General features: G+C 63.0%; 21 protein-coding genes and 1 riboswitch. Of the genes, 15 read left to right on the top strand and 6 right to left on the bottom strand.

The genetic code is table 11. The features are described 5' to 3' along the window. Window positions 1-136: 136 nt before the first annotated feature. The 7 genes from AC07PQ_RS14005 (at window position 137) to AC07PQ_RS14035 (ending at window position 8,316) form a co-directional block, all read left to right on the top strand. The gene (locus AC07PQ_RS14005) at window positions 137-1,894 is read left to right on the top strand and encodes a carbamoyltransferase family protein (protein ID WP_007922192.1); all 1,758 of its coding nucleotides are present in this window, start codon (window positions 137-139) and stop codon (window positions 1,892-1,894) included. Beyond that, window positions 1,878-3,008: a glycosyltransferase gene (locus AC07PQ_RS14010; RefSeq protein ID WP_493185726.1), complete on the top strand. Its 1,131-nt coding sequence runs from the start codon at window positions 1,878-1,880 to the stop codon at window positions 3,006-3,008. Before AC07PQ_RS14005 ends, AC07PQ_RS14010 begins: the two co-directional genes overlap by 17 nt. Further along, window positions 3,008-3,904 carry an antimicrobial resistance protein Mig-14 gene (locus AC07PQ_RS14015; RefSeq protein ID WP_007922188.1) on the top strand — a complete coding sequence of 299 codons (897 nt, stop codon included), beginning with the start codon at window positions 3,008-3,010 and terminating at the stop codon, window positions 3,902-3,904. Before AC07PQ_RS14010 ends, AC07PQ_RS14015 begins: the two co-directional genes overlap by 1 nt. Continuing rightward, on the top strand, window positions 3,901-5,307 hold the full coding sequence (locus tag AC07PQ_RS14020; protein WP_493185727.1) for a PIG-L deacetylase family protein: 1,407 nt from the start codon (window positions 3,901-3,903) through the stop codon (window positions 5,305-5,307). The genes AC07PQ_RS14015 and AC07PQ_RS14020 overlap by 4 nt, the downstream gene beginning before the upstream one ends. Before the next feature lie 84 nt (window positions 5,308-5,391). Further along, entirely contained in the window at window positions 5,392-6,348 is a 957-nt protein-coding gene (locus tag AC07PQ_RS14025) for a glycosyltransferase family protein (RefSeq protein WP_493185728.1), read from the top strand. A gap of 54 nt (window positions 6,349-6,402) precedes the next feature. Beyond that, the gene (locus tag AC07PQ_RS14030; RefSeq protein WP_007922174.1) at window positions 6,403-7,164 is read left to right on the top strand and encodes a glycosyltransferase family protein; all 762 of its coding nucleotides are present in this window, start codon (window positions 6,403-6,405) and stop codon (window positions 7,162-7,164) included. Between the two features lie 48 nt (window positions 7,165-7,212). Then, window positions 7,213-8,316: a glycosyltransferase gene (locus tag AC07PQ_RS14035; protein WP_493185729.1), complete on the top strand. Its 1,104-nt coding sequence runs from the start codon at window positions 7,213-7,215 to the stop codon at window positions 8,314-8,316. Here the strand turns inward: AC07PQ_RS14035 and AC07PQ_RS14040 are convergent. Beyond that, window positions 8,302-8,907 carry a BUD32 family EKC/KEOPS complex subunit gene (locus AC07PQ_RS14040; RefSeq protein ID WP_007922172.1) on the bottom strand — a complete coding sequence of 202 codons (606 nt, stop codon included), beginning with the start codon at window positions 8,905-8,907 and terminating at the stop codon, window positions 8,302-8,304. The two genes, AC07PQ_RS14035 and AC07PQ_RS14040, sit on opposite strands and share 15 nt — an antisense overlap. Window positions 8,908-9,014: 107 nt before the next feature. On the opposite strand from AC07PQ_RS14040, the gene AC07PQ_RS14045 reads away from it, so the two are divergent. The 5 genes from AC07PQ_RS14045 to hldE all read left to right on the top strand — a co-directional run bounded on the left by AC07PQ_RS14045 (window position 9,015) and on the right by hldE (window position 15,033). Then, window positions 9,015-10,187, top strand: a complete 1,173-nt coding sequence (locus tag AC07PQ_RS14045) for an O-antigen ligase family protein (RefSeq protein WP_493185730.1) — start codon at window positions 9,015-9,017, stop codon at window positions 10,185-10,187. A 15-nt stretch (window positions 10,188-10,202) separates the two neighbouring features. Further along, window positions 10,203-12,011 carry a lipid A export permease/ATP-binding protein MsbA gene (gene msbA / locus AC07PQ_RS14050; RefSeq protein WP_007922170.1) on the top strand — a complete coding sequence of 603 codons (1,809 nt, stop codon included), beginning with the start codon at window positions 10,203-10,205 and terminating at the stop codon, window positions 12,009-12,011. Window positions 12,012-12,197: 186 nt separating this feature from the next. Continuing rightward, a complete protein-coding gene (locus tag AC07PQ_RS14055; RefSeq protein ID WP_493185731.1) occupies window positions 12,198-12,902 on the top strand; it encodes a sulfotransferase family 2 domain-containing protein in 705 nt (234 codons plus the stop codon). Further along, the gene (gene cysC / locus AC07PQ_RS14060) at window positions 12,895-13,506 is read left to right on the top strand and encodes an adenylyl-sulfate kinase (protein WP_493185732.1); all 612 of its coding nucleotides are present in this window, start codon (window positions 12,895-12,897) and stop codon (window positions 13,504-13,506) included. Before AC07PQ_RS14055 ends, cysC begins: the two co-directional genes overlap by 8 nt. Window positions 13,507-13,608: 102 nt before the next feature. Beyond that, window positions 13,609-15,033 (top strand): bifunctional D-glycero-beta-D-manno-heptose-7-phosphate kinase/D-glycero-beta-D-manno-heptose 1-phosphate adenylyltransferase HldE, encoded by a 1,425-nt coding sequence (gene hldE, locus AC07PQ_RS14065; RefSeq protein WP_493185733.1) that lies wholly within the window; start codon window positions 13,609-13,611, stop codon window positions 15,031-15,033. Between the two features lie 54 nt (window positions 15,034-15,087). Here hldE and AC07PQ_RS14070 read toward each other — a convergent pair whose 3' ends face one another. The 4 genes from AC07PQ_RS14070 to AC07PQ_RS14085 all read right to left on the bottom strand — a co-directional run bounded on the left by AC07PQ_RS14070 (window position 15,088) and on the right by AC07PQ_RS14085 (window position 18,598). Further along, complete coding sequence (locus AC07PQ_RS14070) at window positions 15,088-16,059, bottom strand: metal ABC transporter ATPase (protein WP_274305346.1); 972 nt, start codon at window positions 16,057-16,059, stop codon at window positions 15,088-15,090. A gap of 41 nt (window positions 16,060-16,100) precedes the next feature. Continuing rightward, window positions 16,101-16,913: an aldo/keto reductase gene (locus AC07PQ_RS14075; protein WP_053259403.1), complete on the bottom strand. Its 813-nt coding sequence runs from the start codon at window positions 16,911-16,913 to the stop codon at window positions 16,101-16,103. Beyond that, window positions 16,910-18,085 carry an NAD(P)/FAD-dependent oxidoreductase gene (locus tag AC07PQ_RS14080; protein ID WP_493185734.1) on the bottom strand — a complete coding sequence of 392 codons (1,176 nt, stop codon included), beginning with the start codon at window positions 18,083-18,085 and terminating at the stop codon, window positions 16,910-16,912. Before AC07PQ_RS14080 ends, AC07PQ_RS14075 begins: the two co-directional genes overlap by 4 nt. A 180-nt stretch (window positions 18,086-18,265) precedes the next feature. After that, window positions 18,266-18,598, bottom strand: coding sequence for a DMT family transporter (locus AC07PQ_RS14085; RefSeq protein ID WP_007921448.1), 333 nt, complete (start codon window positions 18,596-18,598; stop codon window positions 18,266-18,268). Between the two features lie 109 nt (window positions 18,599-18,707). Between AC07PQ_RS14085 and AC07PQ_RS14090 the strand changes: the two genes are divergently transcribed. After that, window positions 18,708-19,592, top strand: coding sequence for a LysR family transcriptional regulator (locus AC07PQ_RS14090; RefSeq protein WP_162805206.1), 885 nt, complete (start codon window positions 18,708-18,710; stop codon window positions 19,590-19,592). Between the two features lie 23 nt (window positions 19,593-19,615). Then, on the top strand, window positions 19,616-20,887 hold the full coding sequence (gene waaA, locus AC07PQ_RS14095) for a lipid IV(A) 3-deoxy-D-manno-octulosonic acid transferase (protein WP_007921440.1): 1,272 nt from the start codon (window positions 19,616-19,618) through the stop codon (window positions 20,885-20,887). 124 nt (window positions 20,888-21,011) lie between these two features. Here waaA and AC07PQ_RS14100 read toward each other — a convergent pair whose 3' ends face one another. Further along, window positions 21,012-22,451: a TolC family outer membrane protein gene (locus AC07PQ_RS14100; RefSeq protein ID WP_007921438.1), complete on the bottom strand. Its 1,440-nt coding sequence runs from the start codon at window positions 22,449-22,451 to the stop codon at window positions 21,012-21,014. A 196-nt stretch (window positions 22,452-22,647) separates the two neighbouring features. After that, window positions 22,648-22,752, top strand: a riboswitch (TPP riboswitch). A gap of 175 nt (window positions 22,753-22,927) precedes the next feature. On the opposite strand from AC07PQ_RS14100, the gene thiC reads away from it, so the two are divergent. Further along, the gene (gene thiC, locus AC07PQ_RS14105) at window positions 22,928-24,817 is read left to right on the top strand and encodes a phosphomethylpyrimidine synthase ThiC (RefSeq protein WP_493185735.1); all 1,890 of its coding nucleotides are present in this window, start codon (window positions 22,928-22,930) and stop codon (window positions 24,815-24,817) included. The last annotated feature ends 100 nt before the right edge of the window (window positions 24,818-24,917 follow it).

A 24,917-nucleotide genomic window follows, 5' to 3' on the forward strand; every position in this document is an offset into this window, starting at 1 on the left:
TGCTGAAACGTCAAGGATCATCCCGCGGCAGGTTTACGCTATAATCCCGCCCTTTAGCTGTTTCTCGCCCGTGGCGGGGAGCACATTAATTCCAGGCGCACGTCGCCTGCATGCAGACTTAAGAGGCTAGACCCCTGTGGCATTGACGATTCTTGGCCTGTCCGGCGCCCTTAGCCATGATCCTTCCGCAGCGCTGTACATCGACGGCAAGCTGGTGGCGGCGGCTGAAGAAGAGCGCTTCGTACGCGATAAACATGCAAAGAACCGCATGCCCTACGAATCGGCGAAGTTCTGTCTGGAACAGGCCGGCATCAAGCCTTCCGACGTTGACGTGGTGGCGATCCCGTTCGCCCCGATCAGCCTGTTCGGCAAGGCCCGCTGGCACTACGCCAAGCGTTACTGGTACGCCCCGGACCGCGCCCTCGATGCGATCCTGATGGGCAACCGCCGCTACAAGCGTTATCGCAACAAGATCGTCTGGTGCCTCGAGCAACTGGGCTTCGATCCGAAGAAGATCAAGATCGAGCCGGTCGAGCACCACCTGGCTCACGCTTCCAGCGCCTACCACTGCTCCGGCTTCAAGGAGAAAACCGCGATCCTCGGGATCGACGGCAAGGGCGAGTACGCCACGACTTTCTTCGGCTACGGCGAAAACGGCAAGATCCACAAGATCAAGGAATTTTTCGATCCGGACTCCCTCGGCGGCCTGTATGGCGCGATCACCGAGTTCCTCGGCTTCGAAATGCTCGACGGCGAGTTCAAGGTCATGGGCATGGCGCCGTACGGCGATGCCAGCAAGTACGATTTCTCCCGCCTGGCCAGCTTTGAAAACGGCGAACTGGTGATCAACACCGATTACGCCAACGTCATCGGCCTGCGCCGCTACAAAGAAAAGGGCAAGGGTTTCTACTTCTCGCCGAAGCTGATCGAGTGGCTGGGTCCGAAGCGCGAAGGCGACATCGCCGACGAGCCGTACATCCACTACGCGGCTAGCATGCAGGCGCTGTTCGAGAAGTTGGCGCTGCAGATGATCGACCACTACCTGGGCGACATCCTCAAGGAAACCGGCAAGCTGGCCTTTGCCGGCGGCTGTGCGCTGAACGTCAAGCTGAACCAGAAGATCATCGCCCGTCCGGAAGTCAAAGAGCTGTTCGTGCAGCCGGCGTCCGGCGATGCCGGTACCGCGGTCGGTGCCGCGGCCTATGTTTCCCACGCTCGCGGCGTGCCGGTGGAGAAGATGGAACACGTCTATCTCGGCCCGTCCTACAGCAACGAAGACGTGATCGCCGCCTGTGCCCGCCACCCGAACAAGCCGGCCTGGCGCCAGATCGACAACACCCCCGAGCGTATCGCCAAGATCATGGTCGACGGCAACCCGGTGGCCTGGTTCCAGGGTCGCATGGAGTTCGGTCCGCGCGCCCTGGGCGGTCGTTCGATCATCGGTTGCCCGAGCGCCACCGGCGTGGCCGACCGCATCAACGAGCAGATCAAGTTCCGCGAGCGCTGGAGGCCTTTCTGCCCGTCGATGCTCGACACCGTCGGTCCGCAGATGATCAAGGTCGATCACCCGGCGCCATTCATGACCTTCACCTTCGAAGTGGCGGAAGAGTGGAAGACCCGCGTGCCGGAAGTGGTCCACGAAGACGGCACTTCCCGGGCCCAGGTGCTCAAGCGCGAATACAACCCGCGCTACTACGACATGATGAAGGCCCTGGAAGTCCTGACCGGCAACGGCGTGTCGCTGAACACCTCGCTCAACCGCCGTGGCGAGCCGATGATTTGCTCGCCGACCGACGCCTTGAACATGTTCTTCGGCTCCGATCTGCAGTACCTGATCATGGAAGACATCCTGGTAGTCAAAGACGGCGTGGATCCTTATGACACGCTCGGCTGAGCGCCACGTCCTGCAGTTCTGCCACGGCTATGACGGGCCGTTCCTGGACTGTGCCCGGCAATACGCCAGCCTGTTCGCGGGCAGCGGCTATCGCGTGACCACGGTGTTCCTCACCGGGGTTGCCGATGCCGAGGTGGCCGATGCCTGTGCCAGCGACGAAGTGCTGTTCATGGAATACAGCTCCAAGGCCATTCGTGGCCTGAAGCTGGGGGCGATACGCGACCTGCGCAAGATCGCCGCGTCGCGCAACTTCAGTTTCTGCATCGCCCACCGTTTCAAGCCGATCTACATCGCATTGCTGGGCACCGCGTTGCCGGTGATCGGTGTGCATCACGCGTTTGGCGATTACCAGCGCGGCAGTCGCCGCCTGTTCGCCAACCTGTTCCGCAAGCGCCTGAGCCTGCTCGGCGTGTCCGACGCGGTGCGCGATGACATGCGCAGTTGCCTGCCACAATGGCCGGCGGCGCGGATTCAGACGCTGTACAACCGGATCGACGTCGAAGCCTTGCAGGCTACCCAGTTGTCCAAGGCCGAAGCGCGCCAGGAGCTGGGGCTGTCGCCTTCCGCCTGGATTGTCGGCAATGTCGGGCGTCTGCACCCGGACAAGGACCAGGCCACCCTGCTGCATGGGTTTGCCGCGGCATTGCCGGGGCTGCCTCGGGAAAGCCAGCTGGCGATTCTCGGTAGCGGGCGTCTGGAGCAGAACCTCAAGGACCTTTCTCGCGAGCTGGGCATTGCCGACCGCGTGCTGTTCCTCGGCCAGGTCACAGAAGCCCGGCGTTATTTCCGTGCTTTCGATGCCTTTGCCCTGAGCTCCGACCACGAGCCATTCGGCATGGTGCTGCTGGAGGCCATGGCCGCTGGCGTGCCTTTGCTGGCGACGGCCTGTGGCGGGGCCAAGGAAGTGGTCGAAGGCGTCGGCATCCTGTTCCCGCTGGGCGATGCCGAGCATATGGCCCAGGGCCTGCAACACCTGGCCGGGATGGATGAGAACCAGCGCTTGCTGTGCGCCGAGCTGATGTTCGAGCGCCTGCGCGAGCGCTTCTCCGACCGTGCTGTACGCGACGCCTTCTGGCGTCTGCCGCAAGTTACCGATCTGACCGCGAGGCCCTGATGCTCAATCGATTCCAAGGCTGGCGCGAGCGTGGCTGGTCGGTCGTCGACGCCTCGACTTATGCTGCCGCCTGGCAGCGTTTTGGCGGCAGCGTTGCTACCCATCCGCTGGTGGTGGAGCGCCTGGCGAACCTGGCGGGCATCCCGGTCCGTTACCTGGCCTGGGAACAGGCCGGCGAACTGCAGGCGGCGATTCCGACCTGGGGGCGCGACCTGGCGCTGTCCAAGGACGTGCTCAAGCGCCGTGGCAAGAAAGGCCTGTTCGACCTGGGCAACGCCGAGCTGATCCTGCCGGCGGCGCCTGAGACCCAAGCCCCGCTGCGTCATCGCGGTCGTTATCTGTCGGCCTTGAACCAGGGCCGGTTCAGCACCCTCAAGCTCCAGGCCGAGCAATTGGCCATGGCCCGCACACCTGAAGAGCTGTCGAAGAAGTTCCGTTACAACCAGCGCCGCGAACTACGCCTGCTGGAAGAGGCGGGCGGCGTGGTGCGCCCGGTCAGCGAGTTCTCCAGCCAGGAGCTGGCGACCATCTACTGCGATCTGTTCCAGCGGCGCTGGGGGTTCCCGGCCACCGGTGCCGAGCGCATGGCCGAAGTCATCGAGTTGCTGCGCGAACTGCTGATCGGCTCGGTGATTTTCCTCAACGATGCGCCAATCGCCATTCAGCTGGTGTACCGGGTCGAAGCGCCGGAGTGGATCAGCGTCGAATACATCAACGGTGGCGTCGATCCTGAAACCCGCGAGTTCAGCCCCGGCAGCGTGTTGAGTTTCCTCAATACGCAAAGCGCCTGGGAGCAGGCGCGGGCCATCGACAAGCCGCTGCGTTTCTCCTTCGGTCGCGCCGATCGCGAATACAAGGATCGCTGGTGCAACCCCGTTCCGGTGTTCACGGTATGAATCAGCCGTCGAGTCGCAAGCAACAGTTACTCAAACGCCATCGCCGGCAGAAGCGCCTGGGCCTGCTGATCGGCCTGCTGGTGCTGGTGGCCATCGGTGTGCTGGTGGCCTGGTGGCTGCCGCTGCTGCTCGCGGTGCTGGCCTGGGTGGCCCATGAGGCCTGGTTTGCCGACCACCTGTTTTATTCGCCTCGGGACGATTATCAGTACAGCTTTCCGTTCGGCACCGAGCAGCCCAAGGTCCACCTGGACAAGCAGCGCTTGGTGCTGGACCAGGCGATCGACCTGGCGGGGGATGAAACCCTGATCCTCGCGGTAAAGGTCAGCAGCAGCTGGCTGGGGCGCTTTTTCGATCCTTGCGTCTGCTTGGCGGGGCAGGATCGGCAGACGTTCGAGCGTGGTGTGAACGGCCTGCGTTATCTCAATCTCAGTGGGCTGGCACGACCTCTGGCCAGCGGCGAGCTGCAATTGCGCGGGCGTTTCTGCCGGGTGTACGGCGAGCCGCTGTTGTCGGTGTTCCGTGAGCCGGACTATCGCCACCAGCGGGTAATGGTCATCGCCCCCCACGCCGACGATGCCGAACTGGCTGCTTTCGGTCTGTACAGCCAGGCTGACGAAGCCTGGATCGTCACGTTGACCGCGGGCGAGATCGAAGCCGAGCATTACCGGCAGATGGGTATGAACGCTGCAGATGCGGCGCGGATCAAGGGTCGGTTGCGGGCCTGGGACAGCATTGCGGTGCCGCGTTGGGCCGGGGTCGCCGAGGAACGTTGTGTGCAGCTGGGGTATTTCTGCCTGCAACTGCCGGCCATGCAGGCGGCGCCGAACCGGCCTGTGGCGTCCCGCGAGGCCGAACTGTCGGATATCCGCCTGTTCCGCCAGTTCAACCCGTTCCCGCTGCCGGCGGATACCGATGGCGCGCCGACCTGGAACAATCTCCTGGCCGACCTGCGGGCGCTGCTGCTCAAGGCCCGCCCCGAGGTGATCGTGCTGCCGCATCCGACCCTCGATCCGCACCCGGACCACATCTGCGCCCAGCAGGCGGTACTGGAAGCGTTGCAGGGGCTGGAATGGCAGCCGACCACCTTGCTCGGTTATGCCAATCATTTGCATGACAACGACCGCTGGCCGATGGGCGATTCAGGGGCGGGCATTGCCCTGCCGCCGGTGTTCGACCCGGCCCAGGTGCTCAGGCCCTGCTGCTTGCCGCTGTCGGTCGAACAGCAACGGGACAAGGCGATGGCCCTGGGCATGATGCACGACCTGCAGCCGCGAGCGCCGTTCAAGCGCCGTCTGCGCCGGGTCCTGCAGCGTGTGCTGGCTGGCCGCGCCGCTTCGCCTTATGGCGAGAACGAGTTTTTCCGCAAGGCGGTACGCCGGCATGAGCTGTTCTGGCGTTTGTAAATTGATATTGCATGACACCCTTTTGCCTGTCGGCCAGGGTAGTTTCGCTCTTTTGTCCGGTTGCTCACGGCTGCAAGGAAGATGATGAAGGTTCTATTTCTGGTGCAGAAAGAACAGCGGGCCATTCTGGACCGCCTGTACGAAGGCGTTGCCGCCCATTGCGAATGCGACCTGCGGTGGTTGAGCAGTGACGAGCAGCGCAACCTGCGTGGCTATTTCCGCCGTGAGGTGGATGTATCGCGCTACGACCGTATCGTGTTCTTCCTGCGTTTCAAGCAGGAAATTCGCCAGGCGAGCTTCATCCGCAGCATTCCCAACCTGGTGATCCTCGAGCACGACGCCTACCAGAACTACATCCCCTGCAAGTACACCGGCAAGTTCAGCGCGCACTACCGCCGCCTGCCGTGGGCACGGGTGATCAGTTCGGGGTTCATGGTCAGCGAGCGCTTGCGCGAGGAAGGTTTCGACGCGGTATTCGTGCCCAAGGGCTACGACCAGACCCTGCTGCAGGATCAGGGCCGCGAGCGGGATATCGAGCTGGCATTCGTCGGCAGCACCAACAGCGTGGCCTACAGCGGACGCAAGGCGCTGCTCGACGAACTTGGTCAGGTCGAGCCCTTGGTGGTGACGCGGACCAAGTCGGGCGAAGAGTATTGCGACACCCTCAACCGCATCCGCTTTTTTGTCAGTGCCGACGTCGGCATGGGCGAATACATGATCAAGAATTTCGAAGCCATGGCTTGTGGCTGTGTGTTGCTGGCATTCGACCAGGGTGAGGCGGAAAACCGCGCGCTGGGCTTGCAGGACCTGCACAACGTGGTCTTTTATCAGAACATCCCGCAATTGCAGGAAAAACTCGCCATGTTGCGCGCCGATCCGGCCCTGGCGCAGAGCATCGCGCGAAACGGCCGCGATCTGGCGGTCTCTCAGTTCAGCTTCGCCCGTATCGGGCAGCGTATTGTCGAGGAACTCCAGCCCGCATTGCGGCCTCGTGCACCCTTGAGCCTTATCGAGCGCGTACGCTCGAAACTGGGTGTTTGACAGCGGTCACCGAGCCCTTAATAGTGATCGCACTTTGTCGTAGGTGAGAATCAAGTGCAGTTTAGTCAAGAGAGTGACATCACGTTGGTGGTCACCAGTTGCGGTCGCCTGGACCTGCTCAAGCTCACGCTGGAGAGTTTCGATCGCTTCAACAGTGCGCCGATCCGCGAAGTCTTCATCACCGAAGATGCGGGCGACGAGCGGGTGCGCACGGCGGTGCCTGCCCATTGGAAAGATCACTGTACCTTCTTCGTCAACCGGCCGAAGCTCGGGCAGTTGGCGTCGATCGACCTGGCCTACGAGCAGGTCAAGACCCCCTACATCTTCCATTGCGAAGACGATTGGGAGTTTTACCGCCCGGGTTTTGTCGAGGATTCGAAAGCGATTCTCGAGCAGCGCCAGGACATCCTGCAGGTCTGGTTGCGCAGTTATGCCCACGACCTGCGAGTCCATAGTCCCTACATCCACTTGGGTGCCCGCGAGTTGATCGGTGGTGTGCCTTGTTATCCGCTGATCTCCGACAAACCCGAGTGGCAGAGCTTCTCCCTGAACCCGGGCTTGCGCCGGATGGCAGAGTATCGACTGTGCGCGCCTTTCGCCGGGCATGGAGGCGAGAAAGCGCTGTCCAAGCGCTATGCTGAGCTGAACCTGACAGCTGTCAGCCTGGAAGGCGACGCGGTGCTGCATACAGGCTTCGGTCTGCATGTGGAGACTGCCGCCGAGCGGCAGCGTAAGGCTCGGCGCAGTCGTCGCGAGCAAATCAAGCTTGTTTTAGTCCTGTTGGTTGGAGTCGGTATTGGCTGGTTTATCAATTAGTTCTACCGGTTTCACTTTCCCGAATACCGCGAAAGGGCTATGTGCCCAATGAGCATTCTCAACATCATGTGGGCAGGCGGCAGTGCATTTGCCTCCGTTCACAAGGTTCACCAGCAGATCCTCTCTCAGGCCGAGCCAGGCACTGTGGTCAAGACCTGGCTGCTGCAAGGCTCGTCCACCGGATGCGTTGCCGAAGTGGGGGAATGCCGGGAGTGGAACCTGTCGTCGGCGCGGCTGAAGGGCAAGCATTTCTGGCGCTTGCTCGAACCCTGGCTGCGGGCCAGTTTTCGCAAGGCGTTGCGGGAAAGCGATGCCCAGGTGTTGTTGCTCGATGGCCTGGGGGTGGCGCGTACCTTGTTGCCGGTCCTCAAGTCATTGCCGCACATGCGTGCGGTGGTGGTGATCCACGGCTCCACGCGCTTGCACCGCAAGGATCAACAGCTGTTTCGGCAGTTCCCCGCTTCGCAGCTGACTCTCGCGGCTGTTTCGCAGACCCTGGCTTCATCCCTCGAATACGATTTTCAGATGCCGGTGACGGCCTTGCGCAGCGCGTTCAATCCGCACGAGTTCAACGCAAGGCTGCTACCGCGTGCCGAGGCCCGGGCCACCCTCGGCCTGCCCGCGGGCGATGCTCCGGTATTCGGCGCGGTCGGGCGTCTGGTGGACGATAAGGGTTTTGCTTGCCTGTTGGAGGCCTTCGCCAAGGCCCTGGCGAGCCGACCGGAGATGCGTCTGGTGATTATCGGCGAGGGTTCGAATCGCGCAGCGCTCGAGGCCCGCATCAACCGGCTGGGCCTGCAAGACAAGGTTTCGCTGCCTGGGCATCTGAAGCATGCGGCGATGCTTTACAAGGCATTCGACTGGGTGGCCATCCCGTCGCTGGACGAGGGCCTGGGGCTAATCCTGCAGGAAGCAGTGATGTCCGGTGTGCCGGTATTGACCAGCGATTTGCCAGTGTTCCGTGAGCAGTTGGCTGAAACCGGGCGTTATGCGCCGGTGAATGATATCGACGCCTGGCAAGAGGCGATTCTTCAGGCCCTCGGCCTGCCCGCCCAGAGCATCGCGGCGGATCAGTACGCTGCTCTGGCCCCCGACCTGGCCTGGCAGCGCTTCAGCCAGGCCGCCACCAGCCTGCTGTCATGCCGAAAGTAGGGCCTGTTCCAATGCTTGTATCGGAAAGCTCCCATTCAGCTTCTCCCGGGCAATATAGCGGGCGAAGTGTTGCAGGTTGCGTTTGACCAGATGGCGCGGCAGTGGCCCGCGGAAGAAGCGCATATCGGCCACGTCGATCAGGCCGAAGCGGTTATCCGGGGTGATGACGATGTTGCCCAGGTGCAGCGAGCGAAAGTAGATCCCCGAGGTATGCAGGCTACGAATCAGCTCGACCAGGGCCGGCAAGGTCTGCTGCCAGTCGAAGCCTTCCTTGCTGGCGACCTGGCGCAGGGTTTCGCCTGGCAGCGGTCGGTAAAGCACCGCGGTCATGCCGGGTTGTTCCAGGCGGTAGAAGTCCAGAACCTGCAGCGTGGGAACGCCGAGTTGTTCCAGGCGTGCGGCGTTGTCGATGAAGCGCGTCGAATAGGGCCGAAACAGGGCGGATGAAAAAAGACGCTTGCGCCGGAACAGTTTCAGAATATTCCCATCCTGCAACAGGTAGACTTTCGGGCCGTAACTGTCGGCCTCCAGAATCCTGGCGCCTTCAATCATCTGATTCAAAGTGGCTTGGGGAAGCCGGGAGCATTGCATCGTAGGAAGCCTTGTCGAAGTGGCGGGCACAGTGACGGGCAATGATGCCGAAAAGTTGTTGTTTTAACCATGCCGGTTTGGCTGGTGAACCATTTAGGAGCGAATAGATGCAGGCCACACGTTGGGCGCAAGTATGGATGACAATCGGGTTGCTATGGTTTTTGCTGGCCATCGCACTGGCGCCCACCAACAAGATCTACCAGCAGGGGCTGGTGGCCTTCCTGTGGTTGCCGGCAATGATTCTGGCCTGGTCCGCACGTGAGCGTCTGATCGAATGGTGGCGTGCCCAGCGCTGGCTTGGCCTGGCATTGCTGGGACTGGCGATATGGGGGCTGATCAGCCTGACATGGACGCAAGCGGCGGACCCGTCACGCGAGACCAAGCGCTTGCTGTACATCGCGGTGTTCCTGCTGTTCTTCCCGATTTTCGCCAATGCCCGCCCGGAGCGGGTGATTACTGTCATGCAGTGGGGCGGCATAGGGCTTGCGGTGACGGCTTTACTGTCCATTATCCAGTTCTACTGGATTCATGGAAATGTCTGGTGGGGACGCCTGGAAGGGCTGGGCGAGTTGGGCCATCCGATCCTGGGCGGTTATGTCATTGGCCTCACTGCTATCTGGTTGCTGCATTGGATGCCGCGCACTCGTTCTCTTCAAGCGGTATGGCTGGTAGCGTTGGCGCTGCTCGGCGCGTTCGTCGTGTTGTGCCAGAGCCGTGGTGCTGCCCTGGCTCTGTTCCTGACCGTGTTGGCGATGCCGATCTGGTGCCGTGACCGACTCAGCCGTATGTTCGCGGCGGCGGCATTGTTGCTGGCAATGTCGGCATTCTGGTTTCTCGAACCTTTGGTCCTGGCGCGTGGTGTTTCCTTTCGTCCGCAGATCCTGATGGCCAGCCTGCAGATGATCGCCGAACATCCATGGACGGGCCTCGGCCTGGGCTCGAGCTATGACGTGCTGGTCGACGGTTTGACATTCGACCATGCCCACAACCTGTTCACCCACATTGCCATTGAACTGGGTATCCCCGGGCTATTGCTCTGGATCGTGGCCTGGTTTGCCGTCTTGCGCGAAGCCTGGCGCGCCCGTGAAACGCTTTATGGCCGGGGCGTCATCGGGATCTGGCTGTTCTCTTTCCTGGCCATGCAGTTCGATGCTGCGAGCCTGACGGGGACCCCTCGCGCCGAATGGTTCATCAGTTGGCTGCCGATCGGTCTGGCCACTGTTTTGGTCTGGGCACGGGGCGGTCACACAGGCTGTGATAAAATCCCGCGTTCCTCCTAAACAGTGAGCTCGACGATGAGTGATGCACCGCTCAAAGCGGAACAGGATTCCAGCCTGAAAATCTATTTTCGGCTGTTGGGGTATGTAAAACCCTACATAGGCATTTTCCTGCTGAGTATCGTGGGCTTCGTGATATTTGCATCCACCCAGCCGATGCTGGCGGGCATTCTCAAATATTTCGTCGACGGCTTGAGCAATCCCGAAGCGGTGCTCTTCCCCAACGTTCCCTATCTGCGCGACTTGCAGCTATTGATGGCGGTGCCGCTGCTGATCATCCTGATCGCGGCGTGGCAGGGGCTCGGCTCTTTCCTCGGCAACTATTACCTGGCGAAGGTTTCCCTGGGGCTGGTGCATGACCTGCGGGTCGAGCTGTTCAACAAGCTGCTGGTCCTGCCGAACCGCTATTTCGATACCCATAACTCCGGGCATCTGATTTCCCGCATCACCTTCAACGTCACCATGGTCACCGGTGCCGCCACCGACGCCATCAAGGTGGTGATTCGCGAAGGCCTGACGGTAGTGTTCCTGTTCGTCTACCTGTTGTGGATGAACTGGAAGCTGACCCTGGTGATGCTGGCGATCCTGCCGTTGATTGCGATCATGGTCGGCAGCACCAGCAAGAAATTCCGCAAGCAGAGCAAGAAGATCCAGGTGGCGATGGGCGATGTGACCCATGTGGCCTCCGAGACCATTCAAGGCTATCGCGTGGTTCGCAGCTTCGGTGGCGAAAGCTACGAGCAGCAGCGTTTCGTCGACGCCAGCCAGAGCAACACCGATAAACAGCTGCGCATGACCAAGACCGGTGCGGTCTACACGCCGATGCTGCAGTTGGTGATCTACTCCGCCATGGCGGTGCTGATGTTCCTGGTGCTGTTCCTGCGTGGCGATGCCACCGCGGGCGACCTGGTGGCCTACATCACCGCGGCGGGCCTGCTGCCCAAGCCGATTCGCCAGCTCTCGGAAGTCAGTTCGACCATCCAGAAAGGCGTGGCGGGCGCGGAAAGCATCTTCGAACAGCTGGACGTCGAGCCTGAAGTCGATCGGGGACAGATCGAGCGTGAGCGCATCGAGGGGCGCCTGGACGTGCGCAACCTGAGCTTCACCTATCCGGGCACCGACCGGGAAGTGCTGAAGGACATCAGCTTCTGTGCGGCTCCCGGGCAGATGATCGCGCTGGTCGGCCGCTCCGGCAGCGGCAAGTCGACCCTGGCCAGCCTGATTCCGCGCTTCTATCACCACGAAACGGGGCAGATTCTCCTCGATGACGTGGAGATCGAGGATTACCGCCTGCGCAACCTGCGCCGGCATGTGGCCCAGGTGACCCAGCATGTGACCCTGTTCAACGACAGCGTGGCCGCCAACATTGCTTATGGCGACCTGGCCGGGGCGCCGCGGGAAGACATCGAGAAGGCGGCGACGGATGCCTATGCCATGGACTTCATTTCGCAGTTGCCCGAAGGCCTGGACACCCAGGTCGGCGAGAACGGTGTGCTGCTCTCCGGCGGTCAGCGCCAGCGTCTGGCGATTGCCCGGGCCCTGTTGAAGAATGCGCCGTTGCTGATTCTCGACGAAGCCACCTCGGCCCTGGATACCGAATCCGAGCGGCATATCCAGGCGGCCCTGGACAAGGTGATGAAGGGGCGCACCACCCTGGTGATCGCACACCGCCTGTCGACCATCGAGAAGGCCGACCTGATTCTGGTCATGGATCAGGGGCGGATCGTCGAGCGCGGTACTCATGTCGACCTGCTGGCGCAGAACGGCTACTACTCGCGTCTGCATGCCATGGGCCTGGACGAGCCTGCCTCCGAAGGCATTGCCTGAGCCAACGCCCGGGTGGGCACTGCCCACCCTGGAACAGCCCCGGCGTGCAATGCGCCGGCGGTCTTTGTATCCCGCCCCTTACAGTCTTGACCAAGCCTAAATAATCCAGCGCCTCGTGCTTGTTATGGTTCCAGCCTCAATCGTCGACTAAATCGAGGGGGCCAACCCCGTCGCGCGGGTACTGGAATGCTGCAACGTTATCTGTGGAAGTTATTGCCCAAGTCGCAACGGGCGTTTTTGCTTGGGCGCCTGTCGGTGGTGGACCGGCAGGTGGTGAACAAGGCCATGTCCGCCAACGTCCGTTTTCCGGCGCCATTCCGTCAGCGCGGTTGTGTGTTCATCCATGTGCCCAAGTGCGCGGGGAGCAGCCTGTGTTCGGCATTGTTCGACGGCTGGACGCCCGGCCATCTGCCCCTGTACTGGTACGAGCAACAGTTTCCCCTGCAATTCGCCAGCAGTTTCAAGTTCGCCGTGGTCCGCGATCCCCTGGAGCGGGCCTATTCGGCCTATGCCTTCCTGCGTGGCAACGAGCTCAGTCGTCGCGACCAGGCCGCCCAGCGGCTGGTCAGCCACTATCGCGATTTCGACGATTTTGTCGGTCGCTGGCTGCACCCGGAAAATATCCACAAGCAGCTGCACTTCGCCCCACAGACCGATTTTCTGGTGGACTCCATGGGGCGCCTGGACATGGATTTCATCGGCTATCAGGAGCACCTGCAGCGCGACTATCAGTTGCTCAGCGAGCATCTGGGCGTGAGCAGGGCTCTGCCGCATCTCAATGAATCGCGGCAACGGAGCGAGGCGCCCGCCCGGGACTTCTGCACGGTGCGCACCCGGCGGTTGGTGCGTCGGGCCTACCAGCGCGACTACGAGTTACTCGGCTATGAATGAGCCCTTGCCACCGCGTTGCCCACAACCGGACATCCGCCCCTGCAGCCTGTCCCTGACCGCGATCGAGCGGGCGGCGCTCAAACAGCAACGCCCGCGCTGTATCTGGCTGACCGGTTTGTCCGGCGCCGGCAAATCGACCCTGGCCAACCTGCTGGAGTTGCGGTTGAACGGGCAGGGCCTGCATACCTTTGTCCTCGATGGCGACAACGTGCGCGGCGGCCTGTGTCGTGACCTGGGCATGGACGCCGAGGCGCGCAAGGAAAATATCCGGCGCCTGGCCGAGGTGGCGAGGTTGATGGTGGAGGCGGGGTTGATCGTGATCGTTTCGGCGATATCACCGTTTCGCGCGGAGCGCGCCGCTGCCCGGGCCTTGTTCGCGGCGGACGAATTTCTCGAGGTGTACGTGAGCACTGCGTTCGCTGTCTGTGCCCGACGCGATCCCAAAGGCCTCTATCAGGCGGCGAGCGAAGGGCGTATCCGGGACTTCACCGGGCTCGACAGCCCCTATGAAGCGCCACTGGATCCTGACTGCGAGATCGATACCGAAACGGTTGGACTGGCCTGCACGACAGACCGGCTCATGGCGCTTTTGCTCAATAAATGAACAGTTTGGGTCGATCGCGAATACTCGTGCAGCGGTAGAACTAGGCAGCGTTCACCCTGTGTTAATATCGCGCCCCTGTTCATTTTGTATGTGGGTTGCTCCATGAAGTTGTCCATGCCGCGATTCGATCAAGCCCCTGTCTTGGTGGTCGGCGATGTCATGCTCGACCGTTACTGGCATGGTGGTACCTCACGGATTTCCCCTGAGGCGCCGGTACCGGTAGTCAAGGTCGAGCAAATCGAGGACCGCCCGGGCGGTGCCGCGAACGTTGCCTTGAACATTGCCGCGCTCGGCGCACCGGCCTCGCTGGTTGGCGTCACCGGCGACGACGAGGCTGCCGACAGTCTCTCCAACAGTCTTGAGGGGGCGGGCGTCCGCGCCTTGTTCCAACGTATTGCCCACCAGCCGACCATCGTCAAGCTGCGGGTCATGAGCCGGCACCAGCAACTGCTGCGTATCGATTTCGAAGAACCTTTCGCCACCGACGCCCTGGCGTTGGGCGCTGAAGTCGAGCGGTTGCTGGACGGCATCAAGGTGCTGGTGTTGTCCGACTACGGCAAGGGAGCCCTGAGGAATCATCAGGCGCTGATCCAGGCCGCGCGTGCCCGTGGCATCCCGGTGCTGGCGGACCCGAAAGGCAAGGACTTTTCGATTTACCGCGGCGCCAGCCTGATCACCCCGAACCTCAGCGAGTTCGAAACCATAGTCGGCGGTTGCATCGACGAGCACGACCTGGTCAGCAAAGGCGCCAAGCTGATGCACGACCTGGAGCTGGGCGCCTTGCTGGTGACCCGTGGCGAACACGGCATGACCCTGCTGCGTCCCGATCACCCGGCGCTGCACTTGCCAGCCCGGGCCCGTGAAGTGTTCGACGTCACCGGTGCCGGCGATACCGTGATTTCCACCCTGGCGGCGGCAATCGCGGCGGGTGAAGAGCTGCCGCATGCAGTGGCCCTGGCCAATCTGGCCGCCGGCATCGTGGTCGGCAAGCTGGGTACCGCGGCCATCAGCGCACCGGAGCTGCGTCGCGCGATCCAGCGTGAAGAAGGTTCCGAGCGCGGTGTGCTGAGCCTCGACCAGCTGCTGCTGGCGATCGACGATGCGCGTGCGCACAAAGAGAAGATCGTCTTCACCAACGGCTGTTTCGACATCCTCCACGCCGGCCATGTGACCTACCTCGAGCAGGCGCGGGCCCAGGGCGATCGCCTGATCGTGGCGATCAACGACGATGCCTCGGTCAGCCGCCTGAAAGGGCCGGGCCGTCCGATCAACAGCGTCGACCGGCGTATGGCGGTACTGGCCGGCCTGGGCGCGGTGGACTGGGTCATCAGTTTCCCCGAGGGTACGCCGGAAAACCTGCTGGCCCAGGTCAAGCCGGACGTGCTGGTCAAAGGCGGAGATTACTCGGTCGACCAGGTGGTCGGCGCCGATATCGTCAAGGCTTATGGCGGTGTGGTGAAGGTGCTGGGCCTGGTGGAGAACAGTTCCACCACGGCCATAGTCGAGAAGATCCGCAAGACCGAATAAGGCTTGCCGCCAATCCGCCCACTTTCGCGAAAGCTGGAGTGGGCGGTGAAGCGCTCAACGTTGCCGGCTGGTCTTGCTCGGTACCATCTTGCGCAATATCTGCCGTGCCTTGCCGGTAAGACGCTGGAGTTTGGAGTCCTTCTCCGGCGCGCTCAATCCCTGCTGCTTCAGCCAGTCCTTCCAGCGAATCCGCTCGTCACGCACCAGCCAGCCTTGCTGCCGGGCGAAGCTTTCGGCCAGATACAGGCCGCGGGTGCTCGCCGGGTGCAACTGATCCTTCTTCAACGTATAGAGCTCGGCGCAGGGCTGACCGTCCTTGAGTGGCATCAGGTACAGGTCCGGGCGCTTGCGATCCAGGCGCGCCACCAACTGGTCGCCCTCCAGGCGTTCGTCGACATGGAACAGGCTCAGGGACTTGGCCTCTTTCGGCACGTCCAGGCGCAGGTCATAAATCAGCTGCAGTGATGCGGTGGGCAGATGCACATAAGCTCGCGGCCGTTCCAGCAACTGCAGGTTGGCGCAACGCACCGGGCGTGCCGCGCCCGACAGCGGCGTCAGGCGAAAGGGCAGGGCTTCGCGATAATGCAGGGCCGCCGAGTAGGGCGCTGGCAGCCAGGTGTCGTTGAAGCGCCCGCCGAGCCAGCCTTCCGGGGTTTCCAGCAGGCATTCTTCGGCGATTTCCTGGATGGCGGTATGCAGCGGCAGGTTCAGCTCATGGGCCGGGACGTAGCCGGAAATCAGCTTGAGCACCACGTCGCCGCGATCCTGCCGGCGCTGGCGCACCAGCACCCAATAGTCGCGGTTCTGCCAATGGAGGGTCAGGCGTACCGAGACGCCGAGGTTGGCCAGCTCCAGGGCGAAGCGCTCGGCGTCGGCCACCGCAACCGGGCGCCGGCGCTGCAGGGTCTGCGCAAAGTTCAGCGGCATGCCGACGCTCTGGTAGCTGAGGCCTTCGGGCGTCGCTTCGACGAACAGCGGCAGGGTCTTGAAGTTGCTGGGGTTCTTTCTTATGAGCGTACGCGGCATGTCGGCTCCTTCTTGCGTCGGGGTCGGCCGCGTGGGCGGCATCAGTTCTTGCGCAACACCTGCGCGACAGTGGCGACATTATGGGCCAGGTGCAACGGATTGATGGTCCCGACAATAGCACTGGCGACGCCCGGTTGATCGAACAGCAGTTCGAAGCTGGCGCGTACCGGGTCGACACCGGGGCTCAGGCACACATGGCCGCTGGCCAGGGCTTTTTTCACCAGAATGCCCTTGCCGTGGGCTGCGGCGTAATCGATGACGGCTCGCTCGTTCTGTTCGTTCAGATTGTAGGTGACCATGGCGCAGTCCCCTTGCTCCAGGGCCTTGAGGCCGCCCTCGACGGTTTTCCCGGAGAGGCCAAAGCCACGGATCTTGCCTTCCTGCTTGAGCTCGGCCAGCGTCTGGTACACCTCGCACTGCTCAAGGATGTGCAGGTCATTGCCGTCGGAATGCACCAGCACCAGGTCGATGAAGTCGGTTTCCAGGCGCTGCAGGCTGCGCTCCACCGACAGGCGGGTATGCGCGGCACTGAAGTCGTGGCGCGACAGGCCGTTTTCGAACTCTTCGCCGACCTTGCTGACAATCACCCAGTCCTGGCGTTGCCCGCGCAGCAGCGGGCCCAGGCGCTCCTCGCTGCGGCCATAGGCCGGCGCGGTGTCGATCAGGTTGATGCCCAGGTCGCGGGTCAGCTTGAGCAGCATGCGGGCTTCGGCGTCATCCGGAATCTGGAAGCCGTTGGGGTACTTCACCCCTTGGTCGCGCCCGAGCTTCACGGTGCCCAGGCCCAGTGGGGAGACCAGCAGCCCGGTGCTGCCGAAGGGGCGATGCAGGTCGTGCAGGGTCGCTTGGCTCATGGCAGCAGTTGCTCCCAGGCCGGTTGGGCGATGGCGGGTTTGGGCAGCGTCGGCAACGCAGTCGCGGGGCCCGGCTTGATACCGTCGCGCTCGAGGGCGGCGAACACCCGGTCGGCGAAGTCCGGGGCCAGGGCCAGCTTGGTCGGCCAGCCGACCAGCAGGCGGTCCTGTTCGGCGAGAAAGGCATTGTCCGGACGGGTCAGGCCCGACTGCGCGGGCTCGGCGCGGTCCACCCGCAGGGTGGCCCATTGCGCCTGGCTGAGATCGACCCATGGCAACAGGTTGCCGAGTTCTTTCTGGGCGGCCACGATCTGCGCCGCCGGCTCGCGCGCCACGCCTTCGGCTTCGGCGATGTCGCCGCCGAGATACCAGACCCACTGGCCGTCGGCCGCCGGGTGGGTGGTCACGGTGATCCGTGGCTTCGGCCCGCCGCCCAGGCAGTGGGCGTACAGCGGTTTCAGGCTCGGGCCCTTGACGATCACCATGTGCAACGGCCGGCGTTGCATGGCCGGCTGGCTCAGGCCGAGGCTGCTCAGCAGCTCGGCATTGCCGACGCCGGCGCTGAGCACGATGCGTTGCGCGCGGATTTCCCGCTCATCGACCCGCAGGCCCAGCAATTGCCCGTTTTCCAGCAGGGGTTCGATCTTCTGCCCGGCCAGCAGGCTATCGCCGCCCAATTCGGCCAGGCGCCCGATCAGGCTCGGCACGTCCACCACCAATTCGGCCAGGCGATACACCTTGCCCTTGAAGCGACGGTCCTGCAGGGCCGGCGGCAACTGGTCGCCCTTGACCTGATCGACACGGCCACGCACGGCCTTGCTGGCGAAAAAGCTGGTGAGGTTGCCGGCCAGGGTGCCGGGGGACCACAGGTAATGGGCCTCGGACAGCAGGCGCACACCGGACAGATCCAGCTCGCCGTTGCCGGCCAAGGCCTCGCGCCAGCGGCGCGGCATGTCGGCGATGGCTTCCGAGGCGCCGGTCAGGGCGCCGTGCAGGGCGTACTTGGCGCCGCCGTGAATGATTCCCTGAGACTTGACGCTTTGTCCGCCGCCGAGGCTGGCGCTCTCCACCAGCACGGTGGAAAAGCCCTGGCGACGCAGGCGGGCGTTCAGCCAGAGGCCGGCGACTCCGGCGCCGACAATCAGCACGTCGGTGGAAATAACGGATGGCATGCAGCGACCTCAGTGTTCAAGACTAGGGGCGCAGTATACAGGCTCGAGCCGCGCAGGCTTTGTTGGCGATCAAACTGGTAGGGGCGCGCTTGGCGAGGCGCTTTGTGTAGCCGCTGCCGAAGGCTGCGATCGAGCGCGAAGCGGTCGCGCTCTTGAAGGGCCTGCGGCAGTGGTCATGGATCAGTGCCCGGCGGTCTTGGAAAACAGCTGGATCACCACCACGCCCAGGACGATCAGGGCCATGCCGAGCATTGCCGGGATATCCAGCTTCTGCCCGTAGAGGAACAGCGCGGCCACGCTGACCATGACAATGCCCATGCCGGCCCAGACCGCGTAAGCCACGCCCACCGGCACGGTACGCACCACCAGGGTCAGCATCCAGAAGGCCACGCCGTAACCGACGATGATCAGCAGCAGCGGCAGTGGAGTACTCAGGCCTTTGACCGCTTTCATCGAAACAGTGGCGATCACTTCGGCGCAGATGGCGATGGCCAGGTAGGTGTAAGCGTTCATGGGAGAGTCCTCGTGTTTGGGCTTGCTTGATGAGGTCGGCATTCTAGAGATTGTGCAGATGGGGTAAAGTCATTACCTATCTGTTTTGAAGATGGGTTGCCTTATGAATGTGCAGTGGAATCTGGAGCAGATGCGGCTGTTCGTCAGCGTCGCCGAGCAACGTTCGTTTTCCGCGGTGGCCCGTGACCAGCACAAGGCGCAATCGGCGGTCAGCAGCGCGATTGCGCTGCTCGAGGCCGATCTCGGCGTGCTCTTGTTCGAGCGCAGCAGCGGTCGCCAGCCGAAACTCACCGAGGCGGGTCGTGCCTTGCTTGCGGAGGCGCGGGAAGTGCTGCGCCAATGCGAGCGCTTGAACGGGCGGGCGTTGGCGTTGATGCGGGGTGAGGAGGCGCGCTTGCGGCTGGCCCTGGACGAGGCGATGCCTTTCCAGCCGGTGCTCGATAGCCTTGAGGCGTTGTCCGAGCGTTTCCCCAGTCTTGAGGTCCAACTGGCCAGCAGTGCCCAGGGTGATGTGGCGCGCAAGCTGCTGGACCGTCGGGCCGACCTCGGTTTGCTGTTTCACCATGAACAGATGTCCGAGGCCCTTGAGCGACGGGCCCTGGGCAGCGTCGAGATGGTCACGGTGTGCGCGGTCGGGCACCCGTTGGCCGGCGAAAAACAGGTGGATCGCCAGCAACTGGGGCGGCATCGACAGTTGTTGATTTCCCCGCAGTTGAGCACTTACCCCAGTGGCGAGCAGGTCAGCCCGCAAGTCTGGCGCGCCGACAGCTTCTACGCGATGGCCGAGCTGCTGATGCGCGGCCTGGGCTGGGCCTGGCTGCCGCGGCATGTGGTGCAGTATCCGGCCTATCAGAACCAGATGGTCGAGTTGGCCAGCGAATGGACCCCGCCGGCGCTGGTGGTGGAACTGGTCTGGCGCCGCGATGAACCCCTGGGGCCGGCGGCGCATTGGCTGGCGGAGCGTTTTGCCGTGCACTTGCGGGCGATTGGCTGAAAAAGCCGATAAACTCCGCCGCCATGAATAGAACTCTCTACACCGCGCTGTTTTACCTGGGGCTGCCATTGGTGGCGATTCGTCTGTGGCTGCGGGCGCGCAAGGCGCCGGCCTATGCCCGGCGGATTGGCGAACGTTTTTCCTGGGGGCTGCCGGCAATGCAGCCGGGCGGGATCTGGGTGCACGCGGTGTCGGTAGGCGAGAGCATCGCCGCCGCGCCGATGATCCGTGCCTTGCTGGCGCGTTATCCACAGCTGCCGATCACGGTCACCTGCATGACCCCCACGGGCTCGGAACGTATCCAGGCGCTGTTCGCCAACGAGCCGCGCATTCAGCACTGCTACCTGCCTTATGATCTGCCTTGCGCCGCCGCGCGTTTTCTCGATCGGGTCCGGCCGAAGCTGGCGGTGATCATGGAAACTGAGCTGTGGCCCAATCACATTCACCAGTGCGCCAAGCGCGGGATTCCGGTGGCGCTGGCCAATGGGCGGTTGTCGGAGCGCTCGGCCCGGGGTTATGGGCGCTTTGCCAAGCTGACCGCACCGATGCTCGCTGAAATGAGCCTGTTCGCGGTGCAGACCGAGGCTGAGGCCGAGCGTTTTCGCCAGCTGGGCGCGCGCCCGCAAACAGTCGAGGTGACGGGCTCGATCAAGTTCGACCTGAGCATCGACCCGCAACTGCTGGTGCGCGCCAGCGAGCTGCGCGAGCAATGGCAAGCCGGCGAACGCCCGGTGTGGATCGCCGCCAGTACCCATGAAGGCGAAGACGCTGTGGTGCTGGCTGCTCATCGCCAACTGCTGGCCAGCCACCCGGATGCCTTGCTGATCCTGGTGCCGCGTCATCCGGAGCGTTTCAATCCGGTGTTCGAGCTGTGCCGGCAGCAGGGCTTTGAGACCATTCGCCGCTCGAGCGCCGAGCCGGTCAGCGCCAGCACCTCGGTGCTGCTGGGCGACACCATGGGCGAGCTGCTGTTTCTCTATGCCCTGGCGGACAGCGCCTTTGTCGGCGGTAGCCTGGTACCCAATGGCGGGCACAATCTGCTGGAGCCGGCGGCCCTTTCCAAGCCGGTGCTGAGCGGGCCGCACCTGTTCAACTTCCTGGAGATCGCGACAATGCTGCGTGAGGCGGGTGCCCTGCAGGAAGTGGACGATGCCCATGGCCTGGCGGTGGCGGTGCAGCGCCTGTTCGAGTTGCCTCGGGATGCGCAGAAGATGGCCGATGCCGGGCTGCGGGTGATGCGCAGCAACCAGGGCGCTCTGCAGCGCCTGCTCGACGGGTTGGATCGCTTGCTGTAGCCGCTGCCGCAGGCTGCGATCGACCGGAACGGTCGTAAAAAAGGCCACCGCCATTCAATTGAATCGCGGTGGCCTTTTTGCGTGTCCTGCGGACAGGATCACAGCCTGCGGCAGCGGCTACAGGTTACTGCCCCGGCCGGGCCTTGAGCTGTTCCGCCGCGGCCTTGGCCAGGTCCGGCGGCAGGAAGTCGCGGTCCGGGTTGTAGTCGGCTTTCAGGTAGCGCGACAGGTCCTGCAGATCGCCCGGATTGAGGGTGCCGGCGGCTTGCTTGAGGCGCAGGTTGTCGAGGATGTAGTCGTAGCGGCTGTTGTTGTAGTTGCGCACCGAGGTGTACAGCTGGCGCTGGGCGTCGAGCACGTCGACGATATTGCGCGTGCCGACCTGGTAGCCGATTTCCGTGGCTTCCACGGCGCTCTGGTTGGAGATGATCGACTGGCGCCGGGCCTGGACCTGCTCGACATCGGTGTTCACCGCGCGGTGCAGGTTGCGGGTGTTTTCCACCACCTGGCGCCGCAGGGCTTCACGGCGCTGCTCGCTCTGGGTCAGGCGCGAGTAGGACTCGCGGACCTGGGAGCTGGTCAGGCCGCCGCTGTAGATCGGAATGCTCAGTTGCAGGCCGATGGTGCGTTGTTCGACGTCACTGCCGTAACGCTGGCCCAGCGGGGCCGGGTTGCTGAAGCCGAGGGCGTCGTTGTCGCCTTTCTTGTATTGCGCCACCGCGTCGAGGGTCGGGGCGTGGCCGGCCTTGCGCTGCTTGAGGGTTTCCTCGGCGGCGCTGACCGCGTAGTTGCTGGCCAGCAGGTTGAGGTTCTGCTTGGCCGCGGTATCGACCCAGGCCTTGGCGTCATTCGGGGCCGGCGCCAGCACCGGCAGGCTGTGGACGATGCCCTGGATCGAGTTGTACTGACGGTTGGTCAGGGTGATCAGGGCTTCGAAGGCGTCATCCACCTGGCGCTGGGCGAGGATCCGGTTAGCCCGCGCGGTGTCGTAGCTGGCCTGGGATTGCAGGACGTCGGTCTTGTCCGACAGGCCGACGTCGAAGCGCTCGTTGGACTGGTCGAGCTGACGCTTGAAGGCTGCCTCTTCGGCCTTGGTCGAGGCCAGGTTGTCCTGGGCGCGCAGCACTGAGAAATAGCTCTCGGCGCTTTGCAGGATCAGGTTCTGCTCGGTAGCCGAGAGTTCCAGCGCGGCTTGTTCGTTGACGTCCTTGGCCGCCTGCAACTGGAACCAGCGGTCGGCGCGGAAAATCGGTTGGGCCAGGGTCGCTTGGTATACGGTGCCGCTGCGGGTGGCGGTCATCGACGGTTCGTCGAACTTGGTCCGGGTGTTGTTCAGGTCGGCACCGGCCGAGAGGTTGGGCAGCAGCCCGGCGCGCGCCTGTGGCACCACTTCCTTGCGTGCGTCGTAATCGGCGCGGGCGGCGGCGAGGTCGGCGTTGTTGTCCACCGCCTCCTGGTAGACGCTGACCAGGTCGGTTTTGGTGGTCAGGGGCGCTTCTGCTGCCCAGGCCATTCCATTGGACGCACAAGACACGGCGATGGCCAGTGAGAGTTTGCGCAGCATTCGGCGATCCCTAGAGTTGATATTACGAGGATAATTCTGGCGCCAAGGCTAAGTCTCGGCCTGTGCAGCGTCAAGGTTCGACGCAACCCATCGAGTGTAGATGCGCCTGCGAAGGGCAACAATCCTGCATTTACGCCATTCATCATGCTGTTTGCCGTGGGGTTGGCGTTCTGCACCGGCTTTGTCTAGACTGGCCGGGTTCTTGTCGGGGTGCCTTGCTATGAGGCTGAGATCGGATAATCCGGATCCCGTTGAACCTGATCAGGTTAGCGCCTGCGTAGGGAACAAGATTTCTCGTCACCCGGCGAGTCCTCTTGTGCTTCGTCCGGGATGTTGTTCGACAATCGAACACCCCTCGAGCACCAAGCACTGCACCAGCTGGTTTTCGCCTCTGGCTCCAGCCATGGTTGCGTCCGTTCGTTACAGGTTCGCTCCGACAAAAATCCACTGCCTGGATGCTGTCTGGAGAGCCCGTGATGACTACAAAATTAAAAAACGCTACCCACCTTAGCGAATCGGCCAAGGTCGATGAGCAGTCGGTTCAGCCCTTTACCCGCTCGCAAAAAATCTATGTCCAGGGTTCGCGCCCGGACATTCGCGTGCCGATGCGCGAAATCAGCCTCGACGTGACCCCGACCGACTTCGGCGGCGAGATCAACGCGCCAGTCACCGTCTATGACACCTCCGGCCCGTACACCGACCCCAACGTGGTGATCGACGTGCGCAAAGGCCTGGGCGATGTACGCTCGGCATGGATCGACGACCGTGGCGACACCGAGCGCCTGCCGGGCCTGAGTTCCAACTTCGGCCAGGAACGCCTCGCCGATCCCGAGCTGACCAAGCTGCGCTTCGCCCACGTCAACAACCCGCGCCGGGCCAAGGCCGGGGCCAACGTCAGCCAGATGCACTACGCGCGCAAGGGCATCATCACCGCCGAGATGGAATACGTCGCCATCCGCGAAAACATGAAGCTGCAAGAGGCTCGCGCCGCGGATCTGCTCGATCAACAGCACGCCGGCCACAGCTTCGGCGCCAGCATCCCGAAAGAAATCACCCCCGAGTTCGTCCGTGAGGAAATCGCCCGCGGTCGCGCGATCATTCCGGCCAACATCAACCACGTCGAACTGGAACCGATGATCATCGGCCGCAACTTCCTGGTGAAGATCAACGGCAACATCGGCAACAGCGCCCTGGGTTCGTCCATCGAAGAAGAAGTGGCGAAGCTGACCTGGGGCATCCGCTGGGGTTCGGACACCGTCATGGACCTGTCCACCGGCAAGCACATCCACGAAACCCGCGAGTGGATCATCCGCAACTCGCCGGTGCCAATCGGTACCGTGCCAATCTACCAGGCGCTGGAGAAGGTCAACGGCGTGGCCGAAGACCTGACCTGGGAGCTGTTCCGCGACACTCTGATCGAGCAGGCGGAGCAGGGTGTCGACTACTTCACCATCCACGCCGGCGTGCTGCTGCGCTATGTGCCGCTGACCGCCAAGCGCGTGACCGGCATCGTCTCCCGCGGCGGTTCGATCATGGCCAAGTGGTGCCTGGCGCATCACAAGGAAAACTTCCTCTACACCCATTTCGACGAAATCTGCGAAATCATGAAGGCCTACGACGTCAGCTTCTCGCTGGGCGACGGCCTGCGTCCTGGCTCGATCGCCGACGCCAACGACGAAGCGCAGTTCGGCGAGTTGGAAACCCTCGGTGAGCTGACCAAGATCGCCTGGAAGCATGACGTACAGTGCATGATCGAAGGCCCCGGCCACGTGCCGATGCAACTGATCAAAGAGAACATGGACAAGCAGCTGGAGTGCTGCGACGAGGCACCGTTCTACACCCTCGGCCCGCTGACCACCGACATCGCCCCGGGCTACGACCACATCACCTCCGGTATCGGCGCGGCGATGATCGGCTGGTTCGGCTGCGCCATGCTCTGCTACGTGACGCCGAAGGAACACCTGGGCCTGCCGAACAAGGATGACGTGAAGACCGGGATCATCACCTACAAGATCGCCGCGCATGCTGCGGATCTCGCGAAAGGCCACCCGGGCGCGCAGATCCGTGACAACGCGCTGTCCAAGGCGCGTTTCGAATTCCGTTGGGAAGACCAGTTCAACCTCGGCCTCGACCCGGACACCGCGCGCTCCTACCACGACGAGACCCTGCCCAAGGATTCGGCCAAGGTCGCGCACTTCTGCTCCATGTGCGGGCCGAAGTTCTGCTCGATGAAAATCACCCAGGAGGTCCGTGAGTACGCGGCCAACCAGCGCATAGAAGCGGTGGACGTGGATGTCGCCAAGGGACTGGCGGAGCAGGCCGAGCGCTTCAAGCAGGAAGGCAGCCAGCTGTACAAGAAGGTTTGATCCTGCGTTGGTGATCGCTTCGCCAGAAGCGATCACTCATCACCTGTAGGAGCGAGCGGGCGGCGATCCGACTTGCCCGCGATGGCGTCGTAACTGACAC

Source organism: Pseudomonas sp. GW821-FHT09E12, assembly GCF_059416085.1.